Below are 26,473 nucleotides of genomic sequence, written 5' to 3'. Positions count from 1 at the left end.
CGGATCAACCTTTGAGTTTTTTAGCGGGTACGGCGCAGATCGATGGCGATCGAGCCGAAGATATACACCAGCGCGCAGGCGCTGTAGAAATGCAGCACGGTATCGAACGAACCGGTACGCTGCAGGATGAAGCCGGTGATGAGCGGAATCGAGATGCCGCCGACGCTGCCCGCGCAGTTCATGCATGCACCGAGCAGACCGACGCGCCCCGGCGTCGCGAGCAACGAAGGCAGGCTCCAGTAGAGACTACCCCACATCAGCAAGAACGACGCCGCGCACAGCACCGCGACCGCACTCACCGGCGACTGAATGGTCGGCAGCGCGGCGAATACGGCAAGCGTCGTGATGCCCGACAGCGCGATCATGCTTTTGACCACCTTGCCGCGCGAGAAGCCGTGCGTGCAAAGTGCATCGCAGAGAAAGCCGCCCGACAGCGAGCCCAAAGCGCCGGAAAAGAAGATGAAGAACGTGGCCGCGCCGATCTGCGAAAGACTCAAGCCGCGTGCTTGCGTCAGATAGCTCGGTCCCCACGTGATGAGCCCGAAGAAGATCATCGCCCAGCTCATGCGGCCTACGCACATGGCGATGGTCGAGCGCAGCGGCAAGGGTTCCTCGGCGATGACGCTCGCGGCGACCGGGGCCGCGCCGTCACGAATTCGCGCGAGTTCCGCGCCATTCACGAAGGGATGCTTCGCGGGATCGTCGCGCAGATAACGCCATGCGAGCCAGCCCGCCGCGATGGTCGCGATGCCCGCCACGACGAACGCCATGCGCCACGAGCCGAACGCGAGGATGAGATTGGAGATTGCAAGCCCGCCGATGGCCGCGCCCAATGGCGAGCCCGCATCCATCAATACGGCGCCGCGACCGCGCTCTTTCTTCGAGAGCCACAATGCATTGAGCTTGCTGCCGGCGGGAAAGAGCGGTGCTTCGGCGCCGCCCAGACCCACACGCAGGAACAGCATCGACAGACCGCCGCCGGCAGCGCCCATCAAGGTCTGGAAAATGCCCCACAACACCGTCGCGCCCGCGATGATCTTGCGCGGACCGTAGCGGTCGATGAGCCATCCGCCCGGTATCTGCAACAGCGCATACGACCAGAAGAAGCTCGACAGGATCAGCCCCTGCATGGCGGGCGAGAGCGCGTATTCCTTGGCGATGGTGGGCATCGCGATGGAAAGCGAGATGCGATCGACGAGATTGATCAGCGTGATGAGAAACACCACGCCAAAGATGCGCCAGCGCACGCTCGTCGCGCGCTCCGACGTAACCGCGTCGAGCGCGGGCGCCTCTATTCTGCTTTCCATTGCGTGTCTCCAATTCTTTATGTCGAGGGCTGCATTGGCCCATCGTTCATGCGTTATTCGATGATGTTGAAGTCATCCAGATACTTGTCCGAGAGCGTGATGCCGAGGCCCGGCGTTTCATCGGAGAGTTGCAGATAGCCGTTCTCCGGTTGCGGTTCACCGTCGAAGATGTAGTAGAAAAGCTCGTTGCCCACTTCCACGTCGTAGACCGGGAAGAACTCGGACATGGGGCTCGCCACGCTCGACATGGTGAGGTGATAGTTGTGCATCTGTCCGGCATGCGGAATGACCGGCACGGACCACGCCTCGGCCATTGCGTTGATCTTGCGCGCCGCCGTGATGCCGCCCACGCGATTCGTGTCGTACTGAATGACGTCCACGGCGCGGCGTTCGAGCAGGTCCTTGAAGCCGTAGATGGTGAACTCGTGTTCGCCGCCCGAGATCGGGATGACGTTCATCTTCTTCAGTTCCTGATAGCCCTCGATATCGTCGCCGATGACCGGTTCTTCCAGCCAGCGCGGATTGAATTCGGCCAGGCGCGGCAACATTCTGCGTGCGTATTCGAGCGTCCAGCCCATATAGCATTCGACCATGATGTCGATGTCGTCGCCCGCGAGTTCACGCAAGAGACGCAACTGTTCGACGTTCTTCGCCATGCCGCTCGGGCCGTCTTTCGGGCCGTAGCCGAAGCGCATCTTCATCGCGGTAAAGCCGTCGTCGAGATAGCTCTTTGCTTCGGCGAGAAACACGTCGCGGTCGTCGTTGTTGTAGAGCTTCGAGGCATAGCACCAGATCTTTTCCTTGGTACGTCCGCCGAGCAGTTTGAAGACGGGCTTCTTCACCGCCTTGCCCATGATGTCCCACAAGGCGATATCGACAGCCGAGATCGCCGCCATGCCAATACCCTTGCGCCCCCAGGCAAGCGTGCGCCGATACATCTTCTGCCAGATGTATTCGTGATCGAACGGGTCTTCGCCAATGGCGATAGGCGCGAGATATTCGTCGACGATCTGCTTGGCCACGCGCGGCGCAAGCGCGCAATTGCCGATGCCGATGGTGCCGTCGTCGCACTCCACTTCGACCACGAGCCATTGGTGAAAGCGGAACGAGCCCATGGCGTCGCCGCGTTCGTAGAGAATGTCCACGGCATTTGTGCAGAAGTGCGCTTGCGGCGGCACGACCTTGCCTTTCCATTCGAATACGCGTGCACGGATATGCTTGATCTTCATCGCGAATGTCTCCTTCTTGTTTGATGGAAGGCCGCGCGAGGAAGGGTTTGCGCGGCTGTTTCGGGTGACGCTAGTGTGCGAAACTGCGCGATAACTGACTATTGAATAATTTGCATCGGGTTATTTCCTGCGGTTATCGCGGGAAAGCGCTCACAGGGTTATCGCCGACATGATTGCGCCTGCCAATACCATCCGCAAACGCCTGCGCTTGCGTCATCTTCAACTGATGATGGCGCTCTCCGAAACAGAGTCTCTGCGCAGCGCCGCCGACGAACTCGCCATGACGCAGCCCGCCGCGACCAAGGCGTTGAAGGAACTGGAGGACACCATGGGCGCGTCGCTGTTCGTGCGGCATGCGCGCGGCATGCAGGCAACGGTATATGGCGAAGCGGTCATGCGTTATGCGCGCGTGGTGTTCGAAGACCTCGACGAGTTGCGCGAAGAACTCGCGGCCATCGAAGCGGGGGATATCGGCAAGGTGCGGATTGGCGCGGTCATGGCGCCCGCGCCCGAGCTGTTGACGAAAGTGATCGTACAGTTGAAGGACGCGCATCCGCGTCTGCATATCACCGTGCAGATCGATACCAGCGATGTGCTCGTGCAAGCCTTGCAGCAGGACCAACTCGATATCGTGGTCGGGCGCATTCCCTACGGGTTTCCCGCCAACGACTTGAGTTTCGAAACGCTTGCCGAAGAGGCATTGGCGATTGTCGCGCGGCCCGGGCATCCGGTGTTCGAATCGACCGGGCGCCCGAAACTGGATGAGCTCGCGGGGTATGCGTGGATCGTGCAGCCGCATCCGAGCCCGATGCGCGAGATCATCGATCAGACTTTCAGGGAGTCACGCGTCGCACCGCCGGTGAGCACCGTCGAGACGTCTTCCATTCTCACGACGCTTTCGCTGTTGCGCGATTCGGATATGTTGGCGGTGCTGCCGAGTTCGGTTGCCGACTACTACGCTTCGCTCGATACCATCGCTTCCATTGCCACGCCGCTGCGTGGACGGCTCGCGCCTTATGGGTTGATCCTGCGCAGTAACCGGCGCATCAGTCCGGCTACGCAACTGGTCATCGAGGCGATTCGGGCAGCCTAGTTAGGGCGACGGCGCGGCCGCGTCATGCGTGTCGAGCGCGAGACGCCGTCGCCGTCCGTCATCGGCGATCCGCGAATGCCAGTTTCCCTTCGGCATCGCGCAACGAGGAATCGGCATCGTTCGCCGGATCGAGTTCGATATCGGGTCGCATGAAGAACGTCATCACGATACCCACCGCAAGCAGTCCCAGCGAGCCGCCGAACGGCAAGGTCCAGCTTCCGGTGCGGTCCACGATGAAGCCGAACACGATCGGCGAGAAGATGCCCGCAATGGCCGATCCCGCATTGACGAGCCCGCTCGCAATCCCGACGTGCTTGGGCGTGATGTCCATCGGCACGGCCCAGATGGGACCGATGGTCATTTCGAGGAAGAAGAACGACAGACTCATGCAGCCTGCCATGACGGGCAAGGACTTCACCACCATGACGGGCGCGAGAAAGATCAACGCGCCGAGAAATGCGACGATGATCATGTTGCGCCGCGCGGCGACCACGTTGCCGGTGCGTTTGAGAATGCGGTCGGAGATCACGCCGCCCGCCGTATTGCCCACGACGCCCGAGAGAAACACGCCCGCTGAAAAGAGCGCCGAGCTCTTGAGATCGAGGCCGCGTCCGTGCATGAAGAACGTCGGCAGCCACGTGAAGAAGAGCCAGCCTGTCCAGCCGTAGCAGAAGTAGACCATCATGGTCGGCCCGATGCGCTTGATGAGACGTCCCCACGGCGTCGGCTCGCGGGTCTTCTCCACGGCCACCTTATTCTCGGGCGGCAGCTCGGCGATTTCCTCGGCCGTGATGTGCCGATGCTTGCGCGGGTTATCGGCGAAGTACCACGCGTAGACCAGCACCCAGACCGCGGTCAGCGCGCCCACCAGAATGAACGATGCACGCCACGACGCGAAGGCGACGAGAATCGCGATCAGCGGCGGCGTCAGCGCATTGCCCAGGCGCGAGAACGAATGCGTGAGCCCTTGCACGAAGCCGCGCTTTTGCGCCGGATACCAGTTGACTAGCGCGCGGGCCTGCGCCGGAAGCGCCGCGCCCTCGCCGACACCGAGCAGCATGCGCGCGCAGAAGAGCGATACGACGCCGCCCGCGAAGCCCGTCGCGACCGTGGCGACGATCCAGATCGACGCGCACAGCACGAGCGTGGTCTTCGCGCCGAAGCGATCGCTCACCCATCCGCCGATTACCTGGCAGATCGCATAGGTGTAGGCGAAGGCGCCGAACACGAAGCCGATATCGGTATTGCTGAGATGAAGATCATCGCGAATCAGGCCTGCCGCGGCGGACAGGTTGACGCGATCGAGATACATGATGAAAGACATCGCGCACATGAGCGCGAGGACCGACCGGGTGACCTTGGGTCGATGGAACATAGCGTGTCTCCTCCGAGGCTTGTGCGCTTCATGCGCGCTCTTATCGAGGGCGAATCGTGTATCGATCCGACGTCCGAAGTCTGGAGAAAACAGCGATAGCCGTCTATTGAATTTGCCTTATGAGGCGATTACCACAGGTTATGTCCTTGAAAGCGGCTTCGAAAAAATGCAGCGGCCCGCGCTTCCTTGAGAAGACGCGGGCCGTCAGGGTGAACCAGTAGACGGTCAAGCGGCGATGCGCGCGCCTTCGTCATGCAGACGGAAGATTTCGACTGCGGTACGCAACGCGCCCGCCTGATCTTCGAGCGACTGCGCCGCTGCCGCCGCTTCCTCGACGAGCGCCGCGTTCTGCTGCGTCACTTCGTCCATTTGCGTCACGGCGCGCGCCACTTGTTCGATACCGCTCGATTGTTCTTCCGATGCCGCCGCGATCTCGCCCATGATGTCGGTCACGCGTTGCACGGCGTTGCTGATGTCGTTCATCGTGCGGCCGGCTTCATCGACGAGCGCCGCGCCGGATTGCACGCGTTCGACGGAGGTATCGATCAGTTCCTTGATCTCCTTCGCCGCCGCCGACGAGCGTTGCGCGAGCGAGCGCACTTCGCCTGCCACGACCGCGAAGCCGCGTCCTTCTTCGCCTGCACGCGCCGCTTCCACGGCTGCGTTGAGCGCGAGAATGTTGGTCTGGAACGCGATGCCTTCGATGATCGCGATGATGTCCGCGATCTTCGTCGAGCTCTGGTTGATCTCGCCCATGGTGGTCACCACTTGCGACACCACATGGCTGCCCTTGCCCGCGATCTCCGATGCATTGGCGGCCAGCACGCTCGCCTGGCGCGCGTTGTCGGCGTTCTGTTTGACCGTGCCCGTGAGCTCATCCATGCTCGACGCGGTTTCCTGCAATGCCGACGCCTGTTCCTCGGTGCGCGAGGACAAGTCCACGTTGCCCGCCGCAATCTGCTTGGTCGCGGATGCAATCGATTCGCTACCCGAGCGCACCGAACGCACGGTTTCGACGAGGCTCGCCTGCATGGTCGAAAGCCCGCGCAGCAACTGGCCCATTTCGTCGTTCGAGGTGATGCGCACATCGCGGCGCAGGTCGCCTGCGGCAATGGCGCCGAACTGTTCGAGCGCGGCGTCGAGCGGGCGCGCAATGCGCTGGCGCAGCGAGAACCACGAATACGACGATGCAGCGAGCCCGATCACGATCGCGATGATCGACACCATGCGGAACATGGCGAAGGTCGCCTGGCTCGCGTCGAAGTCGCTTTGCGCCTGGTCGAACTGCAGCTTGCGCAACTCGACGCCGGTCTTCGCGAAGTCGTTGAACGCGGCCTGCATCGTGGCGGCGTCGGCGGTGACTTTCGCCTGGTCCTTCGCGCGCACGTCGGCATAGCCTTCGTCGAGAAGCTTCTGCATTTGCAGACGCTGCTCGTTGAATTTGTTTGCAAGCTGCTTTTCGCCGGGAGCCTGGGGCAGGGCGGCGTACTTCGTCCATGCGTCGTCGGAAGTCTTGCGCATCAGCGCGCCCCGGCCGATGGCCTCGTCCGCCGCGTTCGTGCCGATGTTCAGCGCCGCGCGATCGAAGCTCAGACGTTCGCGCGCCATGAACATTTCCGCATTGCCGACCGACACCGCGCTCGGCATTTCATTCGTGAAGAGGTCGTGGGTCGTCTCGTTGGACTTGCTCATGCCGACGAGTCCGACCAGCCCGATGCCGATGAGCAGCATGCTCAGCAGAGTCATGGCGAGGGCGAGGCGGCCCTTGATTGTGGAAAACATATTCGTCCCAAAGGTGGCTGCATCTTGTTCGCGCGCCGGCACGCGAGGATGCTCTCGCCTGCCACGCGGCCAGTGAAATGTCACCGGCCGCCTGTATAACGACCGCAACGCGATGGCCTTTAGGGAAACGGTTACCGATAACTGCGCGGCTTTGAGATCGACCGTGCGAAAACCTCGGACATTCAGCGCATCAGGGAAAACGTGGCGTGCCTGAACGCTGCCGGCTACGCATGGCGACGAGCGCGCGCACGATCAGCATGAGGTGATAGTAGAGCCTGAGACTTGCGCCATACGTATAGGCATCGGGATGTTCGAAGGCGACGCGCAGCGCGGCGAGCGGCGCATCGTGCCTCGCGTGCAGCGAAACGACGATCGGCGCCAACCGGCGCAACGCGATGCCGCGCGCCGCTTCGAGCGATGGATCGAGCGTCATCGCCGAAACGAACTCGTAGGCGCTAAACGCTGCCGCGCTGACCGAACGGCGCGTGCTGCGCGACACGGAAGCCGTCGTCTTGCGATAGTACGAAACGTATTCGTGCAGATAGTAGACATGCTTGGCCGCCAGACACAACTGCGCGCCGAACACGTAATCGCAGCACGCGCCGACTTCCTCGCGATACCCCACTGCCCGCACGAGCGCCGCGAGCGCCATCCAGCCATTGTTGGGGAACATTTGCACAAGACCGGTTCGTCCTGGCAGCGGCTGCATGCCTTGCGCGCGCCGTTTTCGATGGAACGCCGCATTGAGCGCCGCGCTTTTGTGGACATCGACGCGACCTTCGGCATCGACCTCGTATTGATCGCCGAACGCGACTTGCAGATGCGGATACGTCGCCCAAAGCGCCGCGAGCCGCGCGACGGCGTCGTGCACGAGATAGTCGTCGTCGTGGATCAGCATGACGAGCGCGCCCGTCGCACGCTCGAAGAGGCTCGACACATTGCGTGCTTGCCCGAGCGGCACGTCGTTGCGTACATATCGCACGCGCGCGTCGTGCGCGTAGCACGCGGCGATGAGCTGCTGCGTGAGATCGTCACGCGAGTCGTCCCCGATCAATATTTCGATGTGCGGATACTTCTGCGCGAGGCAGGAGTCGAGGCACTGCACGATCAGTTCGGGCCGGTTGCAGGTGGGCAGGCAAATGGAGACCGTCAGCGCGTTTTTCATCTTCTTCTCGCTTCGTCGTTTGTTTATATCGGCGATTTTGTCGGCGATTTTCAGCGGCCGCTTCACAATGCGAAATCTTTCGCGTCGTTAGCAAGGTAGAAGAAAGAGGAAGAAAAATAATCCGAAAAAAATGGGTAATTAATACGGCGTTTGCGGCGGGATTCGTACGCCATACCGGTTTACGCGATTCGCGCGATTTATGCGTGCATCGCTCTGCCTAACCGGCGCGATGCCCGCGCAGTCAGTCCGGATATTCGTCGTGACGCTTCCACCAGTTGCCGGTTTCGTTGCGGCCTTTCGGCGCGCGATCGAGCCACTGATACATGCCCCAGAGACTGTCGAGACCTCGCGAGTAGGCCGAGTACGTGTGATAGACGTCGCCGTCCTGCATCGCGAAGACGCTCAAGCCTGGTCTGTCGAGCGAATACGCGGGCGCGGTCGTGCCGACATCGGCGGCGCCTTGCTTGACGGTTTCGGGCGGGTCTTTCTGATCCATCGCGTGGCGATTTTTCGCATAGTTATATTCGATGCTGCCGTCGCGCTGCTGCTCTTCGGTGAACGACACGTTGAAGTCGAAGTTGAAGTCGCCATCGTGCGCGGAGGCCCATGGGAAGTGCCATCCCATGCGCTTCTTGTAGGCCGCGAGCTTCTCGATGGGCGCGCGGGACACGCACCACAGCGCGACATCGTGATGCGCGAGATGAATGGCGAAACCGTCGAAGCCATCCGCGATCGCGGAGCAAGACGGGCAGCCCGCCTTCCAGTCCGGCCCGAACATGAAGTGATAAACGAGCAACTGCGAGCGGCCGCCGAACAGGTCAGCCAGCGTGGCACTTCCTGTTTCCGTATCGAAGCGATAAGTCTTGTCGATGCGAACCCACGGCAACGCCTGACGTGCCGCGGCGAGTTCATCGCTTTGCCGGGTGAGTTCCTTTTCGCGCGAAAGAAGGCTCAAGCGTGCGGTCAGCCAGTCGTCGCGCGTTCCTGTCGTATGACTCGTCATCGTGCTTGTCTCCCGAGTAAGGTTTCGAAATGCACGGTGTTAGATTAGTACCGGACGCACAGCTGAGGGGAGTGACAATTGTGGCGGGAATCTGAGGCGGCATGGATTCGCTGATCAACGCGGCGGCGCGCGCGCTCGCGGCCGGCGACCCCCTTGGCGCGCTCAATCGTGTTGCATTGCGCGACGACGCCGCTGCGCTCGCACTGCGTGGCATCGCCATGGCGCAACTCGGCGAGTTCGCGCGCGCGAAGACCTTGCTGCGCAGCGCGGCGCGTCGATTCGGCGCGAAGGAAGCGGTTGCGCGTTCGCGATGCGTGGTCGCCGAAGCGGAAATCGCGTTGGCATCGCGCGATCTTGCGTGGCCGCAGAAAGCGCTCGATGCCGCGCGCGTCACGCTCGAAGCGCATGGCGACCACGTCAACGCGTTCCATGCACGCATATTGGCGGTGCGCAGGCTCGCGTTGCTCGGCCGGTTGGACGATGCTCGGCTCTTGCTCGCATCGCTCGACGCCTTAAGTCTTCCACCGGCATCGGAGGCCGCGCGCGAACTCATTGCGGCGGCAATCGCGATACGGCGTGTGGAGACGCAGCCTGCGCGCGAAGCGTTGACGCGCGCGCGAGAGGCGGCGCATCGGTCGGGTATCGCCGCGCTCGAAGCCGAAGCGGAAAGCGCGTCGAGCGTGCTCGATGCGCCAGCGGCCAGGCGTATCGCACAAGGCGAAGCGCGGCTCCTGCGGCTCGATGAAGTGGAGGCGCTGTTCGCATCGGCTGCGTTCATCGTGGATGCGTGTCGCAATGTCGTGCGCGAAGGCGGCGTGACCATTGCGCTCGCCACGCGTCCGGTGCTTTTCACGCTGGCGCGCGCGCTTGCGGAAGCATGGCCGGACGACGTGCCGCGCGACACGCTCATCGTGCGGGCGTTTCGCATGAAACATGCCGACGACACGCATCGGGCGCGCTTGCGGGTCGAGATCGGGCGCTTGAGGACGATGCTGCAATCGCTCGCAACGGTGAGCGCGACGCCGCGCGGCTTCACGCTGACGCCGCGTCGGGCAGATGAAGTCGTCGTTCTGGCGCAGCCAACGGAAGACGCCTACGCGACGCTGCTGGCCGTTCTCGCCGATGGTCAAACGTGGTCCAGTTCGGCGCTTGCGTTGGCGCTTGGATCGAGCCAGCGCACGGTACAGCGTGGGCTTACGACGCTCGCGGCGGCGGGCAAGGTTCAGGCATACGGACAAGGACGCGCGCGCCGCTGGATGACCGCACCCCTGCCCGGTTTCACGACGGCCTTGTTACTCCCTGCTGGTTTGGCCTACGACTAGCATGAAGTCTCGATCAACCAGTGAGCAGAGGAAGGCGACATGAAACGCGCAAAGGCGGAGATCATCCGCGAATACGGACCTTTTCCCGAAGTGGAAGGCGTGCACGGCGTGAGCTGGGACGGACAGCAAGTCTGGTTCGCCTCGGGCGATGCCCTCAACGCGCTCGACCCCGAAAGCGGCAAGACCCGACGCAAGCTCGCGGTCGCGGCGCACGCGGGCACGGCCTTCGATGGCGAGCATCTGTATCAGATTGCCGAGGACCGCATTCAAAAGGTCGATCCAAAAACCGGCGAGGTCGTCTCGACCATTCCCGCTCCCGGCGGTGGCGCGGATTCCGGTCTCGCGTGGGCAGAAGGCACGCTCTGGGTCGGACAATATCGCGAGCGCAAGATCCATCAAGTCGATCCGGGCGATGGCAAAATTCTGCGCACCATCGATTCCGATCGCTTCGTCACGGGCGTCACCTGGGTCGATGGCGAACTCTGGCACGCCACGTGGGAAAGCGACGCGAGCGAACTGCGACGCATCGACCCGGCCACCGGCGAAGTCTTCGAGCGGCTCGACATGCCGGAAGGCGTGGGCGTCTCGGGACTCGAATCGGACGGCGGCGAGCGCTTTTTTTGCGGCGGCGGGCGCACAGGCAAGATAAGAGCCGTGAAAAAGCCGAAGCCAGAATGATGCACCGGCGCTGTGCCGAAACCGTCAAGCCTCGAGTCGAAGACCAGGCATCCCCCTTGCGAACACGCTACTCCGACATTTCGCGCGCCGCGAATTAGCTTTACTCTGTCGGATTGGTGCGCGCCCTTCGCGCATCGTTCAAAGGAAAAGGATTCCCCGATTTGGATTCGACTTTTTTCGGTCGCCCTCAACTCGATTCATGGGTCGGCGAAACGGCGCGCTTCATACGCGATTTCGACTGGCGCAAAACGCCGTTGGGCCCGATCAACGACTGGCCGCCGGTCTTGCGGTCGGTCGTGCAGGTCATGCTGCCCAACGCATTGCCGATGGCCCTGCTTTGGGGCGACGAAGGCACGCTCGTCTACAACGAAGCCTATGCGAAGTTCTCGGGTGTGCGGCATCCGGGCATCCTCGGCATGGCTATCGAGAAGGCATGGCCCGAGGCGGCGGACTTCAACCGTAACGTGATCGATTCGGGCATGCGCGGCGAGTCGCTGACTTACCGCGACACGCGCTTCGTGCTGGCGCGCGAGCACGATCCCGTCGAAACATGGCTCGATCTGCACTACAGCCCGGTTGCATCGGATGAAGGCGTGCCGGTGGGCGTGCTTGCAGTCGTCGTCGAGACAACCGAGCGCGTGCTGCTCGAACGCAATCGCAGTGCGGCCGAAGCGGCGTTTCGCGGAACCAACGAGCGGCTGCAACTCGCGTTGAATTCGGGCGCCGTGCGCGGCACCTTCGTGTGGGAAATCACGCAAAACCGCGTGAAGGGCGACGAACGTTTCGCGCGCACTTTTCTCTTCTCGCTTCAGGAAGTGGAAACCGGCTTGCCGATCGAGGCGGCGCTCGAGATCATCCATCCGGACGACCGCGGACGCGTGACTTCGCTGATCGCCGCGACCTTGCGCGATGGTGCGCCGTATCGCGCCGAATATCGCATCCGCACGCCGGACGAGGGCTGGATCTGGATTCTCGCGTCCGGCCGCTGCGAATACGATGAAGCCGGAGCGCCACAGCGGTTTCCCGGCGTGATCGTCGATATCAACGACCGCAAGATCGCCGAAGAAAGCCTCAAGGAACTGACGCGCGGTCTCGAAGACAAGATTTCCGAAGCCGTGGCGGCGCGCACCGCGGTCGAGGCGCAATTGCGTCAAAGCCTGAAGATGGAAGCGCTCGGTGCGATGACGGGCGGCGTCGCGCACGACTTCAACAACACGCTGCAGGCCATCAGCGGAAATTTGCAATTGATGCAGTATCTGCCGCCAACCGACCCGCGCGTGCCCGAACGCGTTCAGGCTGCGCTGGACGCCGTGCAGCGCGGCGCGACGCTCGCCTCGCAACTGCTGTCGTTCGCGCGGCGGCAGCCGCTCTCGCCGGTGGTCGTCAATCCGCAGCGGCTTTTTGCCGAGTTGCACGAACTTCTGCAGCACGCGGTGGGCGCGTCGGTGGTGATCGGCGCCGCGTTGCCGGAACAGGCGTGGAATTTCTGCGTCGACCGCAATCAGTTGGAGAACGCGCTCCTCAATCTCGCGATCAACGCGCGCGACGCCATTAGCGGCGATGGCCGGCTCACGCTCACGTGTTCGAACGAGTCGCTGGATCACGCCGCGTGTGAGGGCAACGACCTGCGTCCCGGCGAGTACGTGCGTCTTTCCGTATCCGATACGGGCACGGGCATGCCGCCCGATGTCCTCGAACGCGCCTTCGAGCCGTTCTTCACCACCAAGCCGGAAGGACACGGCACGGGGCTCGGCTTGTCGATGGTGTTCGGCTTCGTCAAGCAGTCGGGCGGCCATATCCATGTGTCGAGCACGGTGGATGTCGGCACGACGGTGGAGATCTACTTTCCGCGCAGTTACGACGACGAGACCTCGTCGGCCGAAGCGGGCAGCATTCCCACGCACACGGGCAGCGCAACCGTGCTCGTCGTCGACGATGACGTCGCCGTGCTCTCCTCGACGGTCGCGATTCTCGAAGCCATGCATTACACCGTGCTCAAGGCCGCAAGCGGCGACGCGGCGATGAGCGTGCTGGAAAGCGGAATCGGCGTGGACGTGATCCTGACCGACGTGGTGATGCCGGGCAAGGTGAAATGTGCCGATCTCGCCGAATGGGCGTTCGCCCAGCCGCAGCCGGTGCCGGTGATCTACGCGTCCGGCTATACCCGCGACATCATCTCGCGCGACGGCGTGCTGCGACCCAACGTGACGCTGCTGAACAAGCCTTATCGGGCGGAGCAACTGGCGAAGGAAATTGCGTCGGTGTTGAAACGCGAGTGAGCGCGCTTTCCATTCCATCTAAAGTATTTACCGATCCCGCCGTTATGCATCAGTAAGATAAACCAAAAGCAACAGCAACAGCGGACGGGGTCGAAGGTGCAGGGCAGAGCGTCTGATTTTCTCGGGATCATCGGCGAAAGCGTGGCCGGCGAATCTCATTATGTCGAATGCACACGGCGCCTGGACGGGTTTGGAGCCGCGTTCTTCGGCGTCTTGCTGGTCGCCGCGGTGACGCCTTTCATTCCGCTGCCGTGGAACCTGCTGCTCGCGGCCATCGCCATCGCGGCGGTTGTCGTGATCCAGCAGATGCAGCGCGCGCACCGGCAAACCTTCGTCGCGCGTCAGCTCTCGAATGGTCTTCTCTCCATCGCGGACGACTGCATCAAGCTTTTGAGTCCGGAAGGCAAGGTCGTCTGCATCTCCGAAGTCGGCCAGCGCCTGATTGAAGCGCGCGCCGCCGACGATGTCGTCGGCATCGACTGGCTCGCGCTCTGGGACGGCCCCGACGCGCGCCGCGCTTTCGAACGCGCCAAGGCCGGCGAATCCACGTCCTTTACCGGCGCGTGCTGCACCATGCGCGGCAATCTGCGCTGGTGGACTTCCACTTTCGCGCCGGTCTACGGCGAGTTCGGCAAGCTGATAGCGGTACTTTGCAAGTCGCGCGACATCACGGCGGAGCGCACGCTCATCGACGAATTGCGGGGCAAGGCGCGCGTGCAGAAAGACATGGAAGATCACGTCGATGCCGTGTTCTGGACCGCGAGCCACGACTTCCGCGAACTGCTGCATGTGAGTTCGGCATTCGAGCGCATGTGGGAAATGCCCGTGTCCGCGCTCGAAGCGGACGAGACCGCATGGTCGCAGCGCGTGCATCCCGAGGATATCGCCGGGCTGCGCACGCAGATGCGCGCCGCCGTCAACACGGCCATGCCCGCGCAAAGCTATTTCCGTTTGCGCTTGCCGGAGGAACGCACGCGCTGGGTTCGTGCGGATATCTATCCCGTCAGCGAAGACGGCGCGGTGTCGCGCGTGGTGAGCGTTTGCGTCGATGCCACCGAGGAGCGCAACCGGCTTCAGCAATTGCATCGCCTGGCGAACATCGACAGCCTCACGGGTCTTCATAATCGCAACGCGATCGTCGAGGCGCTCGACGCGCGCTGCGCATCGGGCGAGCCGTTCGCTTATCTCTTCGTCGATATCGACCGCTTCAAGTCCATCAACGACACCGCCGGCCACACCGCCGGCGACACCGTGCTCAAAGCCCTGGCCTCGCGCATTCAGGAAGCGCTGCCGCCCGATGCAATCGTCGCGCGGCCGGGCGGCGACGAGTTCACCGTGATCCTGCCGGGCGCGTTCGATCACGAACAAATCGCGCGGGCGTGCCGACGGCTTGCCATTGCGTGTCATCGCCCGATAGCGATGGATTGCAAGAGCATCGCGATGACCTGTTCGATCGGCGTGGCGCTCTTTCCCGAGCACGGCAGTTCGCCCGAGTCGCTCTTCATCAGCGCCGACATGGCCATGTACGCGGCCAAACGCGCGGGCCGCAACACGTTCCGCGTGTTCGGCGAGCGCGAGAAGGACGAACTGGCGCGCGCGCATCTCGAATCCGAACTGTTGAACGCGATTCGCCAGAACCAGTTCCTGCTGCATTTCCAGCCGCAATATCGCGTGGATTCCGGCACGCTCGTGGGCGTGGAAGCGCTGTTGCGCTGGAATCATCCGCTGCTCGGTCTGCTCGGTCCGGGCGCGTTCGTGCCGATGCTCGAAGAGAGCGGCTTGATCGTCGAAGCGGGGCACTGGATCATTCGCGAAGCCGTGCAGGCGGCGTCCCGACTCTCGCATGCAATGCCCGCCGTGCATTCGATGGCGGTGAACGTATCGCCGAAACAGTTTCGCGATCCGCGTCTCGTCTCCGTGCTTAGGCACGCGATCAAGCGATGCTGTATCGACCCGAACAACGTCACGCTGGAAATCACGGAGTCGGCGCTGATCGAAAACGTCGACGATGCACAGGACGTGCTGTCGAAAGTGCGCGAGATGGGCGTGCGGATTGCCATCGACGATTTCGGCACCGGCTATTCGAGTCTCAACTATCTGACGCGTTTCAGGCCCGACGTGCTGAAGCTCGACAAGTCTTTCGTCGATAACATCGCCACCGACGAGATGATGCGCATCGTGGTGGAAGGCGTGATCGAGCTCGCGCATAAGCTCGGTGTGACGGTCGTCGCGGAAGGCGTGGAAACGGCAGAGCAGCTGGACTGTCTGCGCGAGGCGGGTTGCGACAAGGTGCAGGGCTATTTGCTGAGCCGGCCGGTCCCGCTCGACTCGCTGCTCAAGACAGTCACAAAAGTGCAGCGGCTGGCAGCGGGCTGACGCTGCGGCCTGCTTGTCGGCACAGCTCGCAGGCGGGTATACAATCGACTTGTTTATCTGTCGCGCGTTCGAATGCGCCTGCCGCCATCATGGAAACTCCATCGACCAAGGAAACGCCCAAGAAGCGGATGTCTCCCGTCATGCTCAACGTGCTGACCGCGCTCGTTGGCATCGGCACGCTTGGCGTGGGTATCGGCTGGCTGATCTATAGCTGGGTCGTGGATTTGGAAGTGCCTTACTTCGCCATTCCGCTCGTGCTCACCGTGCCGGTGATCGCCGCTGTCGCGTTCCGTAACTGCTGGGACTGAAAACACTCGTTTTGATCGACGAAAAAAACGCCGCGTTCTTATACGCGGCGTTTTTTCTTGATGCAATGCATTCGTTGGTAGGCTCGATTGGATTCGAACCAACGACCCCCACCATGTCAAGGTGGTGCTCTAACCAACTGAGCTACGAGCCTGTGGAGCGGCGGATTATAGAGAGCGGCATCGCAATGCACAAGAGCGCACGCAAAAATTTTTGCGGCGGCGCGGCAGGCTTTCAATTCGCCTCTCAGGGCAAGTCCTGAGTCGGCTATTTAGCCGGGCATTACCTTGACCCCAAGCGTCTCCCTAAACTTGCGTCACAAGGAGGAGACGCCATGTCAAAGCTGATCCACACGATGATTCGTGTGCAGGACCTCGACCGCTCGCTGCGCTTTTACCAGAACGCGCTGAATCTCGAGACGGCGCACCGGCTGGACTTCCCGGACTTCACGCTCGTCTATTTGCGTAACGACGAAACCGACGCTGAAATCGAACTCACGTGGAACAAGGGACGCGCCGAGCCCTACACCCATGGCGATGGCTACGGACACGTCGCCGTGAGTGTCGCGGATGCCAAGGCCGAGCGTGAGCGTCTCATCGAACTGGGCATGACGCCCAACGACCTGCGCGAATTCCGCGACGACGACGGCGCGCTCATCGCCCGTTACTTCTTCATTCAGGACCCGGACGGATACAAGATCGAAGTGCTGGAGCGGCACGGCCATTATCAGTAACACGATTTCGAGCAGCGCATACACATAAATAAGCTGTTGCAGTACCCCACAAGGAGATAGACATGCGAGACACGATCATTCCGATCGTCGCGCCGCGGCGGGCGGGCGACGTCATCGAGGCGGGCGTGCGGCACTCGGAAACGCAAGCCGCGCCGCCTAAAATTGCGTTGACACGACGCGAATTCCTGCGCGGTTCGGGCGTGCTGGTCGGCACGCTCGCCGTAACCTCGGTGTTCGCGAGCCTGGCGCCAAGCCGCGTGTGGGCGCTCGAACTGCAAGGGTTCGACACGCATCAGGACGAAGTGTTGCTTGCGTTCACGCGCCAGGTGTTTCCGCATCCCACGCTGGACAACGCCGTGTATGCGCTCGTCGTCAAAGACCTCGACGCGAAGGCCAAGGCCGATCCGGCAGTGCGTCAACAACTCGCCGATGGCATCGGCAAGCTCGATGCCGGCGCCGGTTCCGACTGGACCAAACGCGCCGCGGCGGACCAGGCAAAGGATGTCGCGGCGCTTGCCGGCACACCGTTCTTCGAAACCATTCGCAGCACCGCGGTCGTCTCGCTCTACAGCAACGCGATGGCGTATGCGCACTTCGGCTATGGGGCATCGAAGGGAGACGGAGGCTATCTCTATCAGGGCTTCAACAATCTGTCATGGCTGCCGGACCCGCCGGTCGCCGCAAGCGGACCGATTCCGAAAGACGGCTGATTGCGCGCGGATCGAAACGACATCGGGCGAGCAGGCAGCAGCGCCGACTCTCGCGATACAGCGGACACAGCGGAGACAGACATGTACGCAGGCAACAAGGTGCAGTTCAAGCAGAGCGACGACCATGTGGTCGTCATCATCGGTTCGGGCGCGGGCGGCGGGACGCTTGCCAACGAACTTGCGCAGAAAGGGATCGACGTGGTGGTGTTGGAAGCGGGCGGCTCGCATACGCAAAGCGATTTTTCGACGGAGGAATGGAACGCGTTTCAAATGCTGTCGTGGCTCGACAAGCGCACGACGTCCGGGTCGTGGCGCGTGGCGAAGGACTTCCCGAATCTGCCCGCATGGATCTGCAAGACGGTGGGCGGCACCACCGTGCACTGGGCGGGCGCGAGCCTGCGCATCCAGCCGTGGGAGTTCAAGGCGAAGTCCACGTATGGCGATATCAAGGACGCGAACCTGCTCGACTGGCCCGTCACGCGCGACGAGCTGAACCCGTACTACGACCGCGCAGAGAAGAAGCTGGGTGTCACGCGCACCAACGGTTTCCCCGGACTGCCCGGCAACAACAACTTCAAGGTGATGTCGGCGGGCGCGGAGAAGGTCGGATACAAGGAATGCAACACCGGCCACATGGCGATCAACAGCACCGTGCGCGACGACCGCGCGCATTGCTTCCAGCGTGGCTTCTGCTTTCAAGGCTGCCGCATGGGCGCGAAGTGGTCGACGCTCTATACCGAACTGCCGCGCGCGCAGGCCACGGGGCACATGGAGTTGCGCACGCAGGCGCACGTGGTGCGCATTGAACACGATGCGCGCGGCAAGGCGAGCGGCGTCGTCTACTACGACGCGAGCGGCAAGCTGCAACGTCAGAAAGCGCGCGTCGTCGCGGTGGCGGGCAATTCCATCGAGACGCCGCGCCTCTTGCTGAACTCGCAATCGAGCAAGTTTCCGGACGGGCTCGCGAACGGCTCGGGACAGGTGGGCCGCAACTATATGCGCCACACGACGGGTTCGGTCTACGGCGTGTTCGAAGACAAGGTCGAGATGTTCAAGGGCACGACGATGGCGGGCATCATCGAGGATGAAGCCGTGTTCGATCCCAAGCGCGGTTTCGCGGGTGGCTACCATCTGGAAACGGTGTCGCTCGGTCTGCCGTTTTATGCTGCTTTCGTGGATCCGGGCGCGTGGGGTCCGAGCTTCGCGCAGACCATGGATCAGTACGCTTACACAGCCGGCATGTGGATCGTCGGCGAGGACATGCCGCGCGAGACGAATCGCGTGACGCTCAATTCGGACGTGAAGGATCAATACGGCCAGCCGGTGGCGAACGTCCATTTCGACGATCATCCGAACGACCAAGCAATGCGCGAGCATGCCTACAAGCAGGGCAGCGCCGTGTACGAGGCGGCCGGCGCGAAGATGACGTATCGCGTGCCGCCGTATCCATCGACGCACAATCTCGGCACGGCCCGCATGAGCGCGCGCGCCGAGGACGGCGTGTGCAACAAGCATGGCCAGACCCACGAGGTTGCAAACCTGTATATCTCCGACGGCAGCCAGTTCACGACGGGGGCGGCGGAAAATCCGACGCTCACCATCGTGACGCTCGCGATCCGGCAGGCGGATTACATCGCGGGACAGATGAACGCGCGCCGCGTTTGAATGGATGCACTAATGCCTGCCACGCTTCCGGGTCCGACTCGATTGCTGGACGAGTCGCCCGGAAGTAGGGTTGACCGGCAATCACGGGAGGGCTTTCTCATGTGCGGGGTCTATATCAACGCCGATCCGATTCTGTATGAATCGCGCACGCGCTCGCTGCGCATTCACGGAGTGATCACCACGGTCAGGCTGGAGAATCTGTTCTGGGATGTGCTGCAGGAAATCGCGGAGCGCGAAAATCTGACGACGAGTCAGTTCGCGGTGAAGCTCTACGACGAGTTGATCGCACTGCGTGGCGAGATGCCAACCAACTTCGCCTCATTCTTGCGCGTGTGCTGCCTGCGGTATCTGTCGATTCGCGAAGCGAAAAAGGCGCCAGCTGAAAGCGAAGCGCGCGTGGGCAATGCGTTGAATGATTCGGGGTTGAGGGTGTTGAAGGCGCGGTAGCGGCTAGCGCCGCCGCCAGTCCAGACAGCGCTGAACCCTTCAATTACAAGTCCCATCGATATACTCGAACCCCGAAGCGATCGCAAACCTGATCGCTTCTTCCACGCAATCGAATTCCCCTGGCAGTTGCACCGAGCGCTCGCGGCCGTCCACGTCCTGAACGCGCGCCATTGCGGCAAACGCATCTCCATGCCGGACTGCTGCCGGCGTGACCAACATATCTCTGTAGCTGAAAACCATCGTTATCTCTTGTCGCAATCAATTCTGTCAGCGGCGCTGCCTGTGGAAAACCCTAATTCGGCACGCTCTGCACCGATTAACGGCATCGGCAAACGTTTCTTTACAGTGATTTTCAACTGGCTTTGAGTGGCCTTTCCAACACGATTTCATTTCTTGCGACTTTCCTCAGTCGAATGTGGCGACGACAACATAAAAGCCGTCGCGTCTCGATCAGAATCGGTTCCGTCTTACGAATAAAAACAAACGCTTCAAGGCAGCACCATAGCGGCCAGAGGCTTACGGGGAAGTCATGCAGCGAGATAAAAACAATTCGCTCGAGAAGGGTTTTAAAACCCTCCGGCGAACGACCGCAGTGTGCATCACGTTTTGGGGAAGTATCACGGGCGCTCACGCGCAGGACGCGGAAGCGCCGGCCATCGCCACGCATGTGACGACCTCGGCGCAAGCTCAGCCGCTCATTTCGCTGCCGAGCACGCCGACGCCCAGCCCGCTGAACCGCGGCACCGCGCTGCCCGCCGCCAATGGCGCGCCTCTCAGCTCGCGCGGCACGGTGAATGGTTCGTCATCGCTCGACAAGGGCGATACCCTCGCCGATACCCCGCGTGCCCGCGGCGCCGACGTCAACGGTCAGAAGCCGCTCGACGATGCGCTCGGCGGCGTCGTCACCACCGACACCGTGACGCTTGCCGGCCAGGACTTCTACAACTGGTTCGCGCAGGCATGGGGCGCGATTCCCCTCTCCGAGCGCTACATCGTCTCGGTGCACGAGCGGCCCTCGGCGCGCTACGGCAGCCTCGTGTGGGTCGAGTTCGGGCAACGCCGCGTGTTCCAGGCGTTCCTGCCGATCGCTCGCTCCAATGTGAAGCCGGTGGCGGAAAACGCGGCGCAGATCGCGTTTCAGAACGTCATGCAGGCCGACATATCGCGCCTCTTGTTCCGCGACGCCGACATGGCGACGGACGAACTCTAAAAAAAGCAACACGGCCAATCACGGGGATTCACGATGAAGATCACTGCGCCCGCAAAACGCGCGATGCTCGCCTGCGCGCTCTCGACGACGCTCGCCGCCGCACACGCCACCTCGCTCGTCTATGAACCGGTCAATCCGAACTTCGGCGGCAATCCGCTGAACGGCACGAACCTGCTCAACGAAGCGAACGCCCAGAACAAGTACAAGGACCCGTCGCTGTCGGATCTCGGCACGAGCAGCCAGTCCACGCTCGACCAGTTCAACACGCAACTTCAGCAGGCGATCCTGTCGCGCGTCGCATCGTCGATTTCGAGCTCGATCGTCGGCACCGACGGCACCTTGCATCCGGGCACGATCAATACGGGCAACTTCTCGATTGCGATCACGCAAGTCACGGGCGGCAATCTGCAAGTGACGACCACGGACAAGACCACGGGCGCATCGACGACCTTCGTCGTTGGCAACGGACAGTGAGCTCGAACATCGTCATGAATAAGAACAACTTCAAATTTTCCGCGATGCGCGCCGCGCTCGGCGCCGCCGTCATCGGCTCGATGCTGCTCACCGGTTGCGTCACCGCGCCGATGCCCTCGGCGGGAAACGCAACCCTCACGCCGCCGACGCGCGTGACCCGCGATCTCACGCATCTGCCACCGCCGAAGGGACGCATCGTCGCGGCCGTGTATGGCTTTCGCGATCTGACGGGCCAATACAAGCCGTCGCCGGACAGTTCGTTTTCCTCGCAAGTGACGCAAGGCGGCGCGTCGTTCCTCGTGAAAGCCATGCGCGATTCGGGCTGGTTCACGCCGGTCGAACGCGAGAATCTCCAGGACCTGCTCACCGAACGCAAGATCATGCGGGCGCTCGAAACGCCCGACGACAAGAACCGCGCGATTCCGCAGATCGGATCGCTGGCGCCGGCGAGCATCGTGCTGGAAGGCGGCATCGTCGGCTACGACTCGAACATTCGCACGGGCGGCGCGGGCGTCGCGTATCTGGGGATTTCGGCGTCGCAGCAGTATCGCGTGGATCAGGTGACGGTGAACCTGCGTGCCGTGGATATTCGCAACGGCACCATTCTCAACAGCGTCTCGACCACCAAGACCATCTATTCGATTCAGGTCGATACGGGCGTGTACCGCTTCATCGGCTTCAAGGATCTGTTGCAGGCCGAACTCGGCATGACGCGCAACGAGCCGCAACAGTTGTGCGTGAACGAAGCGATCGAATCGGCGCTCGTGCATCTGATCGTGCAAGGCGTGGCCAATCAGTCGTGGTCGCTCAAGGACACGAAGGACTGGTATGACCCGACCATGCAGCGCTACTTGCAGGAAAACCAGGGCTATGCCGCGACGATGGAGCAGATCAATCCCGCGTATAGCCCCGAGAAGATCGATCCGCCGAGCGCATCGGCGGCCAAGAGTTAAGGCACATTGATGGAGGAGACTGAAATGAAGTCAATGCGTTCCTTGACACGCGCCCCGAAAATCGCGCTGCTCGCGGCGTGCGGCGCGGTCGTGAGTGCATCGCTCGCGGTGTTCGCGGCGGACCTCTCGCCGATCTCGGACTTCGGTCCTTCGGAGCCGGGCTTCGGCGGGCAGACGGCGCGTGTCAATCAGGCGGGCGCGGGCAATCGCATCGTCGGCCTGCAGGCAGGACAGAACGTGCTGCTCGCCAATCAGGCGGGCGTGGCGAACGCCGCCGCGATGGCGCAGGCAGGCAACGACAACTGGACGGCGCTTTCGCAGTCGGGCAGCGGCAACCAGTACGCCGGTTATCAGGCCGGAACGAACAACCGCTCGGTCATGGTGCAGAGCGGCAGCGGTAATGCAGCAGCGGTCACGCAGATCGGTTCCTCGATGTCTTCGCAGGTGACGCAGTACGGCGCCGGCAACGAGGTTTCCATCCTGCAAAGCCGCAACGGCGCAGGCGTGTCTGTGACGCAGACGGGCGGCGCGAGGGCTTCGGTCCTCATGAAGTAGGTGCCTGAACGCCATGGTCGAGTGCCAGGGTGAGAGGAGACCGCGGTAACGCAGTAAGGTGTGATGCAGGAGAGTAGGTGGAGTCGTGCCGGCTGACGGTAGGGGCCGTCAGCCGTTAGGGTGACTAATCGAAGTACTCAAAATATCAAATCAACGAGGCATAAAAATGAAAGTCAAGGCATCTATCATCGCTATGGGTCTGGCAGCACTGGCATCGACGGCAGCTTTCGCCGACAACTCGTCGGTAGGCGAAAAAGCCTTCGTGACGCAGATCGGCGCCGGCAACGCGGCTACCGTGACGCAGACGGCATCGAGCAACGACACGGTCAATGTTCTGCAAAGCGCGAACAACGCGCAAGCTACTGTCACGTCGTCGAACGGCTCGAACAACGACACCGACATCAAGCAACTGAGCGGCGCGGCGAACTCGAAGCTCGGCGCGACGGTCACGCAAGACGGCGCACACAGCGAAACCACCCGCATCTCGCAGAACGGCACGAACTCGACGGCCAACGTAACGCAAACCAACGCGTCGCAAGACAAGGACACCGTCAACCAATACGGCGCCAACAGCAAGTCGACGATCTCGCAAACGGGCGGCGGCTCGAACAGCGTCACCATCAATCAAGGTTCGACGCAGTACGGCAAGATCGACGGCGGCGAAGCCACCGTGACGCAGTCGGCCACGATCGGCAACACGGTGAAGATTTCGCAAGACCGTGACCACGGCAAGGCAGTGGTGCAAACCACGGGCGGCGGCTACAACGACACGACCGTGACGCAAACGGGCGGCGTGACCGACACGTCGGTTCAGCAAAACAACGAATACGCCGACACGGTCAAGATCACGCAGAACGGCGCGGAAATCGCCAACGTCTCGTCGACCAACGGTGGCAACAACCACACGACCATCGACCAGAGCGGCGCCAGCCTGCCGAACCTCGCAAGCGTGCATCAGATCAACGCGCAAAACGAGACGACCAACATCGTTCAGTCGGGCGCCGCGTTCAACACCGCTTACGTCGATCAACTGTACGCTTCGAACGACCACGCGACCGTCGTCCAGACCGGCAGCAACAACACGGCTTCGGTTGCACAGCGCTTCGGCGGCGGCAACACGGCAAGCTCGCTGCAACTCGGCTCGTCGAACAAGGCCGATCTGACGCAGGACAGCGCGGGTGAATCGAACATCGTGTCGTCGCAAATCGGCGATCTGAACACGGCGAAGGCTTCGCAGTCGGGCTCGTATGAAGACTTGCTGCTGACGCAAGCGGGCTTCGGCAACGTCGCGACCTCGTCGCAAACGGGCGCCAACAACGTCGGCGTGATCACGCAGATTGGCCTGGGCAACAACGCATCGGTGACGCAAGCTGGCTACGGCAACACGGCTGTCGTGACGCAAACGGGCACGGGCAACAAGGCGACCATCGCACAGAAGTAAGCATCGCGGTTCTTGCAGTACCTTGCGGGCGGCTCATGCGGGAGCCGCCCGTTTTTTATTTGCGTGTCTTATTGCGTTACGCGCCTTGCCCCGGGAAAGGCACGAAGGCGGCGCTGCAATCGACCGGGCCTGACGTGCCCGTGTTGGTCGAACGCGTGACCGTCACGCTGCCGGCGGTCTGAAAGGGCAGATTCGTTCCATCCGCTCTAATGGCAATAAGCGCATCCGACACGGCGAAGCCAGCCGGCGCCATATCCGCGATAACGTTGTTGAGCGAAATCACGAGCGGATTCACGACCGGCGGATTCGGCACACCCGCCGTGCCGCCGGACCATCCGGAGCCTTGCATGATGGGACTTGCCGAATTGAAGCCCTGGAACGTATAGCTCGATGCATTCACGATACGCACGCCATCGAGCGCGATGCCCTGCATGTTCGGATAAAGGCCGCCATTCTTCGTCGCGCTGTAATACGGCGAGAAGATGAGTGCCTGCGGGTTGCCGTCCGGCGACGACGAAGGCGTGCGGATGCAAATGTTCGAATAGCGGATGTTCGAGATCAGTCCGCTGCGGCTCCAGTCCGACTTGATGCGCAGGCCGTTGTCCGCGCCGTCGATCGCGAGATCGTAGACATTGACGTTGCTCACGCTCGGCAAGACGCCGTTGACCGCGACGACATCCGGATTGGCCGCGCCGTTGTCGGTGCCAGCGGTTTCGCTGCCGATCGACATGCCGTGGCCTTCGTAGAAGTGACTATGCGCAACGGTGAGGTTATAGGTCCGGCCGTTGACCGTGCCCGTGCCGCCCTTGATCGCCATGTTGTCATCGCCGGTGCGGATGAACGAATAGGCGATCAGGATGTTGCTCGCGTCCCCCGCGAGCCTGCCGGGATTGCCCGCATTGCTCGTGATGACGCCCGAACTGCCGGGATCGATGCCGTCGGTGTTCTTCGCGGTGGCGGGGCTATACGGCATGCCGAGATAGTTCGTCATGGCTTCATAGGCGGCCGTCGGCGTGTAGATCTTGACGGCCCATGCCGTGAAGCCGTCGATGCCGCTCGGCACCACATGGAACTTCGGCGCATTCTGCAACGTCACGCGGTACAACGTGAAATTGCGCCCGTTGCTGATCTGGACGAGGCGCGGATTGTTCTGCGCCTGATTCAGCACCTTGTTGGCCTTCCAGCCGATGTCCCACCAGCTCATGGTGGTGCCGTCGGGGCGTTTGAGCAGATTCGGGTCGTTCGGCACGCTGCTCACGAGGGGACTGCCGCCGCGCCCGTCGATGACACCGTCGCCCATCACCGCGACATTGGCGACCTTGCTCGCGTTGATGAGCGCGAGACAGCCGTTGTCGCTCGCGGTGATGACGCCGCAACTCGCCGTCCCCTTGGTCTTGTCGTACTGACGTGGGTCGCGCGACGCGAAGAGCGTGACGCCCTGATCGATCCACAAGGTGATGCCGGTCGGCATGGTCAGCGCGCCTGCGAGAAACTCGTTCGCGCCGCCCGATCCGGCCATCAGATGCACGGCCTTGTTGGTCGCGAGACTCGTGCTCGACTTGTTCGCGCAGTCGTTGAGCGCGGCCTGAATGCGCGCGGTGTCGGGCGCAGTGTCGGTGGCGTCGGCGCTATCGGGCAGGAGGCCGTTTGGCAGCGCGGAGAGCGTGGCGGGCAGTTCCTTGCAGACTTGCGCGGCGGTGGGCAACGACGGTTCGGGCGGCAATGCGGCGTCGTAGAGCGTCGTGCCGACCTTGAAGCCTGCGGGCGGCGTGACGACGGCCGAGTCACTGGCGGGCGCGGCATCGGACGCGGTTTGCGCAGGCGTGGCGTCGGAGGCGGTTGGCGCCGGTGTAGCGGTCGATGCAGGAATAGCTGCCGATGCAGGCGCAGCGGACGAACCCGCTGAAGCCGCTGAAGCCGCTGAAGCCGCTGAAGCCGCTGAAGCCGCCGAAGCCGCTGAAGCCGCCGAAGCCGCTGAAGCCGCCGAAGCCGCCGGTGCTTCGCCGTTATTCTCGACCGCCGCGTTTGTCGGCGTGGACGAAGAGCCGCCGCAAGCGCCGAGCGCGAACACCGTCGTAACCGATAAAAGCCACGCGGCCGCGATCCGCGACGGACTGCTCTTGGTTTCTCTCTTTGAACTGCTGTGGATGCAATTTCTCATGCTTGGGTCAAAGCCTCGTTGTTTGAATACGTCATCCGAGGGAGAACGCTGCCTGATGTCATCCGATAAGGCGGCGCAATCTTCTCATGTGGTCGTACAACTTCGAGGAGAATCTTAGCGATCCGAATCAAGAGAGATACTTGGGTTTGTCCCTTAAGCCATTTATAAGAAAAACATAAGAATCGGCGGCGAACTTGTCTTCGAAATCG

23 protein-coding genes and 1 tRNA gene are annotated in these 26,473 nt (G+C 62.2%); 15 read left to right on the top strand and 9 right to left on the bottom strand.

Going from position 1 to position 26,473, the window contains the following annotated elements:
* Positions 1 to 20: 20 nt before the first annotated feature.
* The gene (locus P9250_RS09905) at positions 21 to 1,307 is read right to left on the bottom strand and encodes an MFS transporter (protein ID WP_244830027.1); all 1,287 of its coding nucleotides are present in this window, start codon (positions 1,305 to 1,307) and stop codon (positions 21 to 23) included.
* A 53-nt stretch (positions 1,308 to 1,360) separates the two neighbouring features.
* Positions 1,361 to 2,536, bottom strand: a complete 1,176-nt coding sequence (locus P9250_RS09900) for an L-rhamnonate dehydratase (protein WP_244830028.1) — start codon at positions 2,534 to 2,536, stop codon at positions 1,361 to 1,363.
* A gap of 169 nt (positions 2,537 to 2,705) precedes the next feature.
* Between P9250_RS09900 and P9250_RS09895 the strand changes: the two genes are divergently transcribed.
* Positions 2,706 to 3,629: a LysR family transcriptional regulator gene (locus tag P9250_RS09895; RefSeq protein WP_244830029.1), complete on the top strand. Its 924-nt coding sequence runs from the start codon at positions 2,706 to 2,708 to the stop codon at positions 3,627 to 3,629.
* A gap of 58 nt (positions 3,630 to 3,687) precedes the next feature.
* On the opposite strand, the gene P9250_RS09890 is transcribed toward P9250_RS09895, so the two are convergent.
* The 4 genes from P9250_RS09890 to P9250_RS09875 all read right to left on the bottom strand — a co-directional run bounded on the left by P9250_RS09890 (position 3,688) and on the right by P9250_RS09875 (position 8,954).
* Positions 3,688 to 5,004 carry an MFS transporter gene (locus P9250_RS09890; RefSeq protein ID WP_250494183.1) on the bottom strand — a complete coding sequence of 439 codons (1,317 nt, stop codon included), beginning with the start codon at positions 5,002 to 5,004 and terminating at the stop codon, positions 3,688 to 3,690.
* A 225-nt stretch (positions 5,005 to 5,229) separates the two neighbouring features.
* On the bottom strand, positions 5,230 to 6,786 hold the full coding sequence (locus tag P9250_RS09885) for a methyl-accepting chemotaxis protein (protein WP_310392664.1): 1,557 nt from the start codon (positions 6,784 to 6,786) through the stop codon (positions 5,230 to 5,232).
* 190 nt (positions 6,787 to 6,976) lie between these two features.
* Positions 6,977 to 7,951, bottom strand: a complete 975-nt coding sequence (locus P9250_RS09880) for a glycosyltransferase family 2 protein (RefSeq protein ID WP_310392662.1) — start codon at positions 7,949 to 7,951, stop codon at positions 6,977 to 6,979.
* 241 nt (positions 7,952 to 8,192) lie between these two features.
* The gene (locus P9250_RS09875; RefSeq protein WP_310392661.1) at positions 8,193 to 8,954 is read right to left on the bottom strand and encodes a DUF899 domain-containing protein; all 762 of its coding nucleotides are present in this window, start codon (positions 8,952 to 8,954) and stop codon (positions 8,193 to 8,195) included.
* Positions 8,955 to 9,055: 101 nt separating this feature from the next.
* On the opposite strand from P9250_RS09875, the gene P9250_RS09870 reads away from it, so the two are divergent.
* From P9250_RS09870 to P9250_RS09850, 5 genes are all read left to right on the top strand, one after another.
* Positions 9,056 to 10,276 carry a helix-turn-helix domain-containing protein gene (locus P9250_RS09870; protein WP_310392658.1) on the top strand — a complete coding sequence of 407 codons (1,221 nt, stop codon included), beginning with the start codon at positions 9,056 to 9,058 and terminating at the stop codon, positions 10,274 to 10,276.
* 39 nt (positions 10,277 to 10,315) lie between these two features.
* Positions 10,316 to 10,954, top strand: coding sequence for a DUF5074 domain-containing protein (locus tag P9250_RS09865; protein ID WP_244830040.1), 639 nt, complete (start codon positions 10,316 to 10,318; stop codon positions 10,952 to 10,954).
* A 161-nt stretch (positions 10,955 to 11,115) separates the two neighbouring features.
* A complete protein-coding gene (locus tag P9250_RS09860) occupies positions 11,116 to 13,233 on the top strand; it encodes a hybrid sensor histidine kinase/response regulator (protein ID WP_250510759.1) in 2,118 nt (705 codons plus the stop codon).
* A 141-nt stretch (positions 13,234 to 13,374) separates the two neighbouring features.
* Positions 13,375 to 15,609 (top strand): EAL domain-containing protein, encoded by a 2,235-nt coding sequence (locus P9250_RS09855; protein WP_250494175.1) that lies wholly within the window; start codon positions 13,375 to 13,377, stop codon positions 15,607 to 15,609.
* An 89-nt stretch (positions 15,610 to 15,698) separates the two neighbouring features.
* On the top strand, positions 15,699 to 15,917 hold the full coding sequence (locus P9250_RS09850) for a hypothetical protein (protein WP_244830044.1): 219 nt from the start codon (positions 15,699 to 15,701) through the stop codon (positions 15,915 to 15,917).
* Between the two features lie 75 nt (positions 15,918 to 15,992).
* Here the strand turns inward: P9250_RS09850 and P9250_RS09845 are convergent.
* A tRNA-Val gene (locus P9250_RS09845) sits at positions 15,993 to 16,069 on the bottom strand.
* 180 nt (positions 16,070 to 16,249) lie between these two features.
* On the opposite strand from P9250_RS09845, the gene P9250_RS09840 reads away from it, so the two are divergent.
* The 4 genes from P9250_RS09840 (at position 16,250) to P9250_RS09825 (ending at position 19,470) form a co-directional block, all read left to right on the top strand.
* Positions 16,250 to 16,648, top strand: a complete 399-nt coding sequence (locus P9250_RS09840; protein ID WP_244830045.1) for a VOC family protein — start codon at positions 16,250 to 16,252, stop codon at positions 16,646 to 16,648.
* Positions 16,649 to 16,710: 62 nt separating this feature from the next.
* Positions 16,711 to 17,358, top strand: a complete 648-nt coding sequence (locus P9250_RS09835) for a twin-arginine translocation signal domain-containing protein (RefSeq protein ID WP_310392655.1) — start codon at positions 16,711 to 16,713, stop codon at positions 17,356 to 17,358.
* Between the two features lie 81 nt (positions 17,359 to 17,439).
* Positions 17,440 to 19,023, top strand: coding sequence for a GMC family oxidoreductase (locus P9250_RS09830; RefSeq protein ID WP_250510757.1), 1,584 nt, complete (start codon positions 17,440 to 17,442; stop codon positions 19,021 to 19,023).
* A gap of 99 nt (positions 19,024 to 19,122) precedes the next feature.
* Positions 19,123 to 19,470 carry a ribbon-helix-helix domain-containing protein gene (locus tag P9250_RS09825; protein ID WP_250468531.1) on the top strand — a complete coding sequence of 116 codons (348 nt, stop codon included), beginning with the start codon at positions 19,123 to 19,125 and terminating at the stop codon, positions 19,468 to 19,470.
* Between the two features lie 39 nt (positions 19,471 to 19,509).
* Here the strand turns inward: P9250_RS09825 and P9250_RS09820 are convergent, their stop codons facing one another.
* Positions 19,510 to 19,710 (bottom strand): hypothetical protein, encoded by a 201-nt coding sequence (locus P9250_RS09820; RefSeq protein WP_309958361.1) that lies wholly within the window; start codon positions 19,708 to 19,710, stop codon positions 19,510 to 19,512.
* 289 nt (positions 19,711 to 19,999) lie between these two features.
* Here P9250_RS09820 and P9250_RS09815 point away from each other — a divergent pair, with 289 nt between their 5' ends.
* The 5 genes from P9250_RS09815 to P9250_RS09795 all read left to right on the top strand — a co-directional run bounded on the left by P9250_RS09815 (position 20,000) and on the right by P9250_RS09795 (position 24,103).
* A complete protein-coding gene (locus tag P9250_RS09815) occupies positions 20,000 to 20,680 on the top strand; it encodes a CsgE family curli-type amyloid fiber assembly protein (RefSeq protein ID WP_284507839.1) in 681 nt (226 codons plus the stop codon).
* Between the two features lie 33 nt (positions 20,681 to 20,713).
* Positions 20,714 to 21,154 (top strand): curli assembly protein CsgF, encoded by a 441-nt coding sequence (locus P9250_RS09810; RefSeq protein WP_250468527.1) that lies wholly within the window; start codon positions 20,714 to 20,716, stop codon positions 21,152 to 21,154.
* 14 nt (positions 21,155 to 21,168) lie between these two features.
* Positions 21,169 to 22,107, top strand: a complete 939-nt coding sequence (locus P9250_RS09805; RefSeq protein WP_244830057.1) for a CsgG/HfaB family protein — start codon at positions 21,169 to 21,171, stop codon at positions 22,105 to 22,107.
* 24 nt (positions 22,108 to 22,131) lie between these two features.
* Positions 22,132 to 22,662, top strand: a complete 531-nt coding sequence (locus tag P9250_RS09800) for a hypothetical protein (protein WP_310392652.1) — start codon at positions 22,132 to 22,134, stop codon at positions 22,660 to 22,662.
* 166 nt (positions 22,663 to 22,828) lie between these two features.
* Positions 22,829 to 24,103, top strand: a complete 1,275-nt coding sequence (locus P9250_RS09795) for a hypothetical protein (RefSeq protein WP_310392651.1) — start codon at positions 22,829 to 22,831, stop codon at positions 24,101 to 24,103.
* 76 nt (positions 24,104 to 24,179) lie between these two features.
* On the opposite strand, the gene P9250_RS09790 is transcribed toward P9250_RS09795, so the two are convergent.
* On the bottom strand, positions 24,180 to 26,264 hold the full coding sequence (locus P9250_RS09790; protein WP_310392650.1) for a glycosyl hydrolase family 28 protein: 2,085 nt from the start codon (positions 26,262 to 26,264) through the stop codon (positions 24,180 to 24,182).
* Between the last annotated feature and the right edge of the window lie 209 nt (positions 26,265 to 26,473).

Origin of the sequence: Caballeronia sp. LP006 (assembly GCF_031450995.1) — a bacterium.
Lineage (GTDB): Bacteria > Pseudomonadota > Gammaproteobacteria > Burkholderiales > Burkholderiaceae > Caballeronia.
Note: the sequence above shows the minus strand (reverse complement) of the source record. Positions and strands in the feature narration are given on the sequence as shown.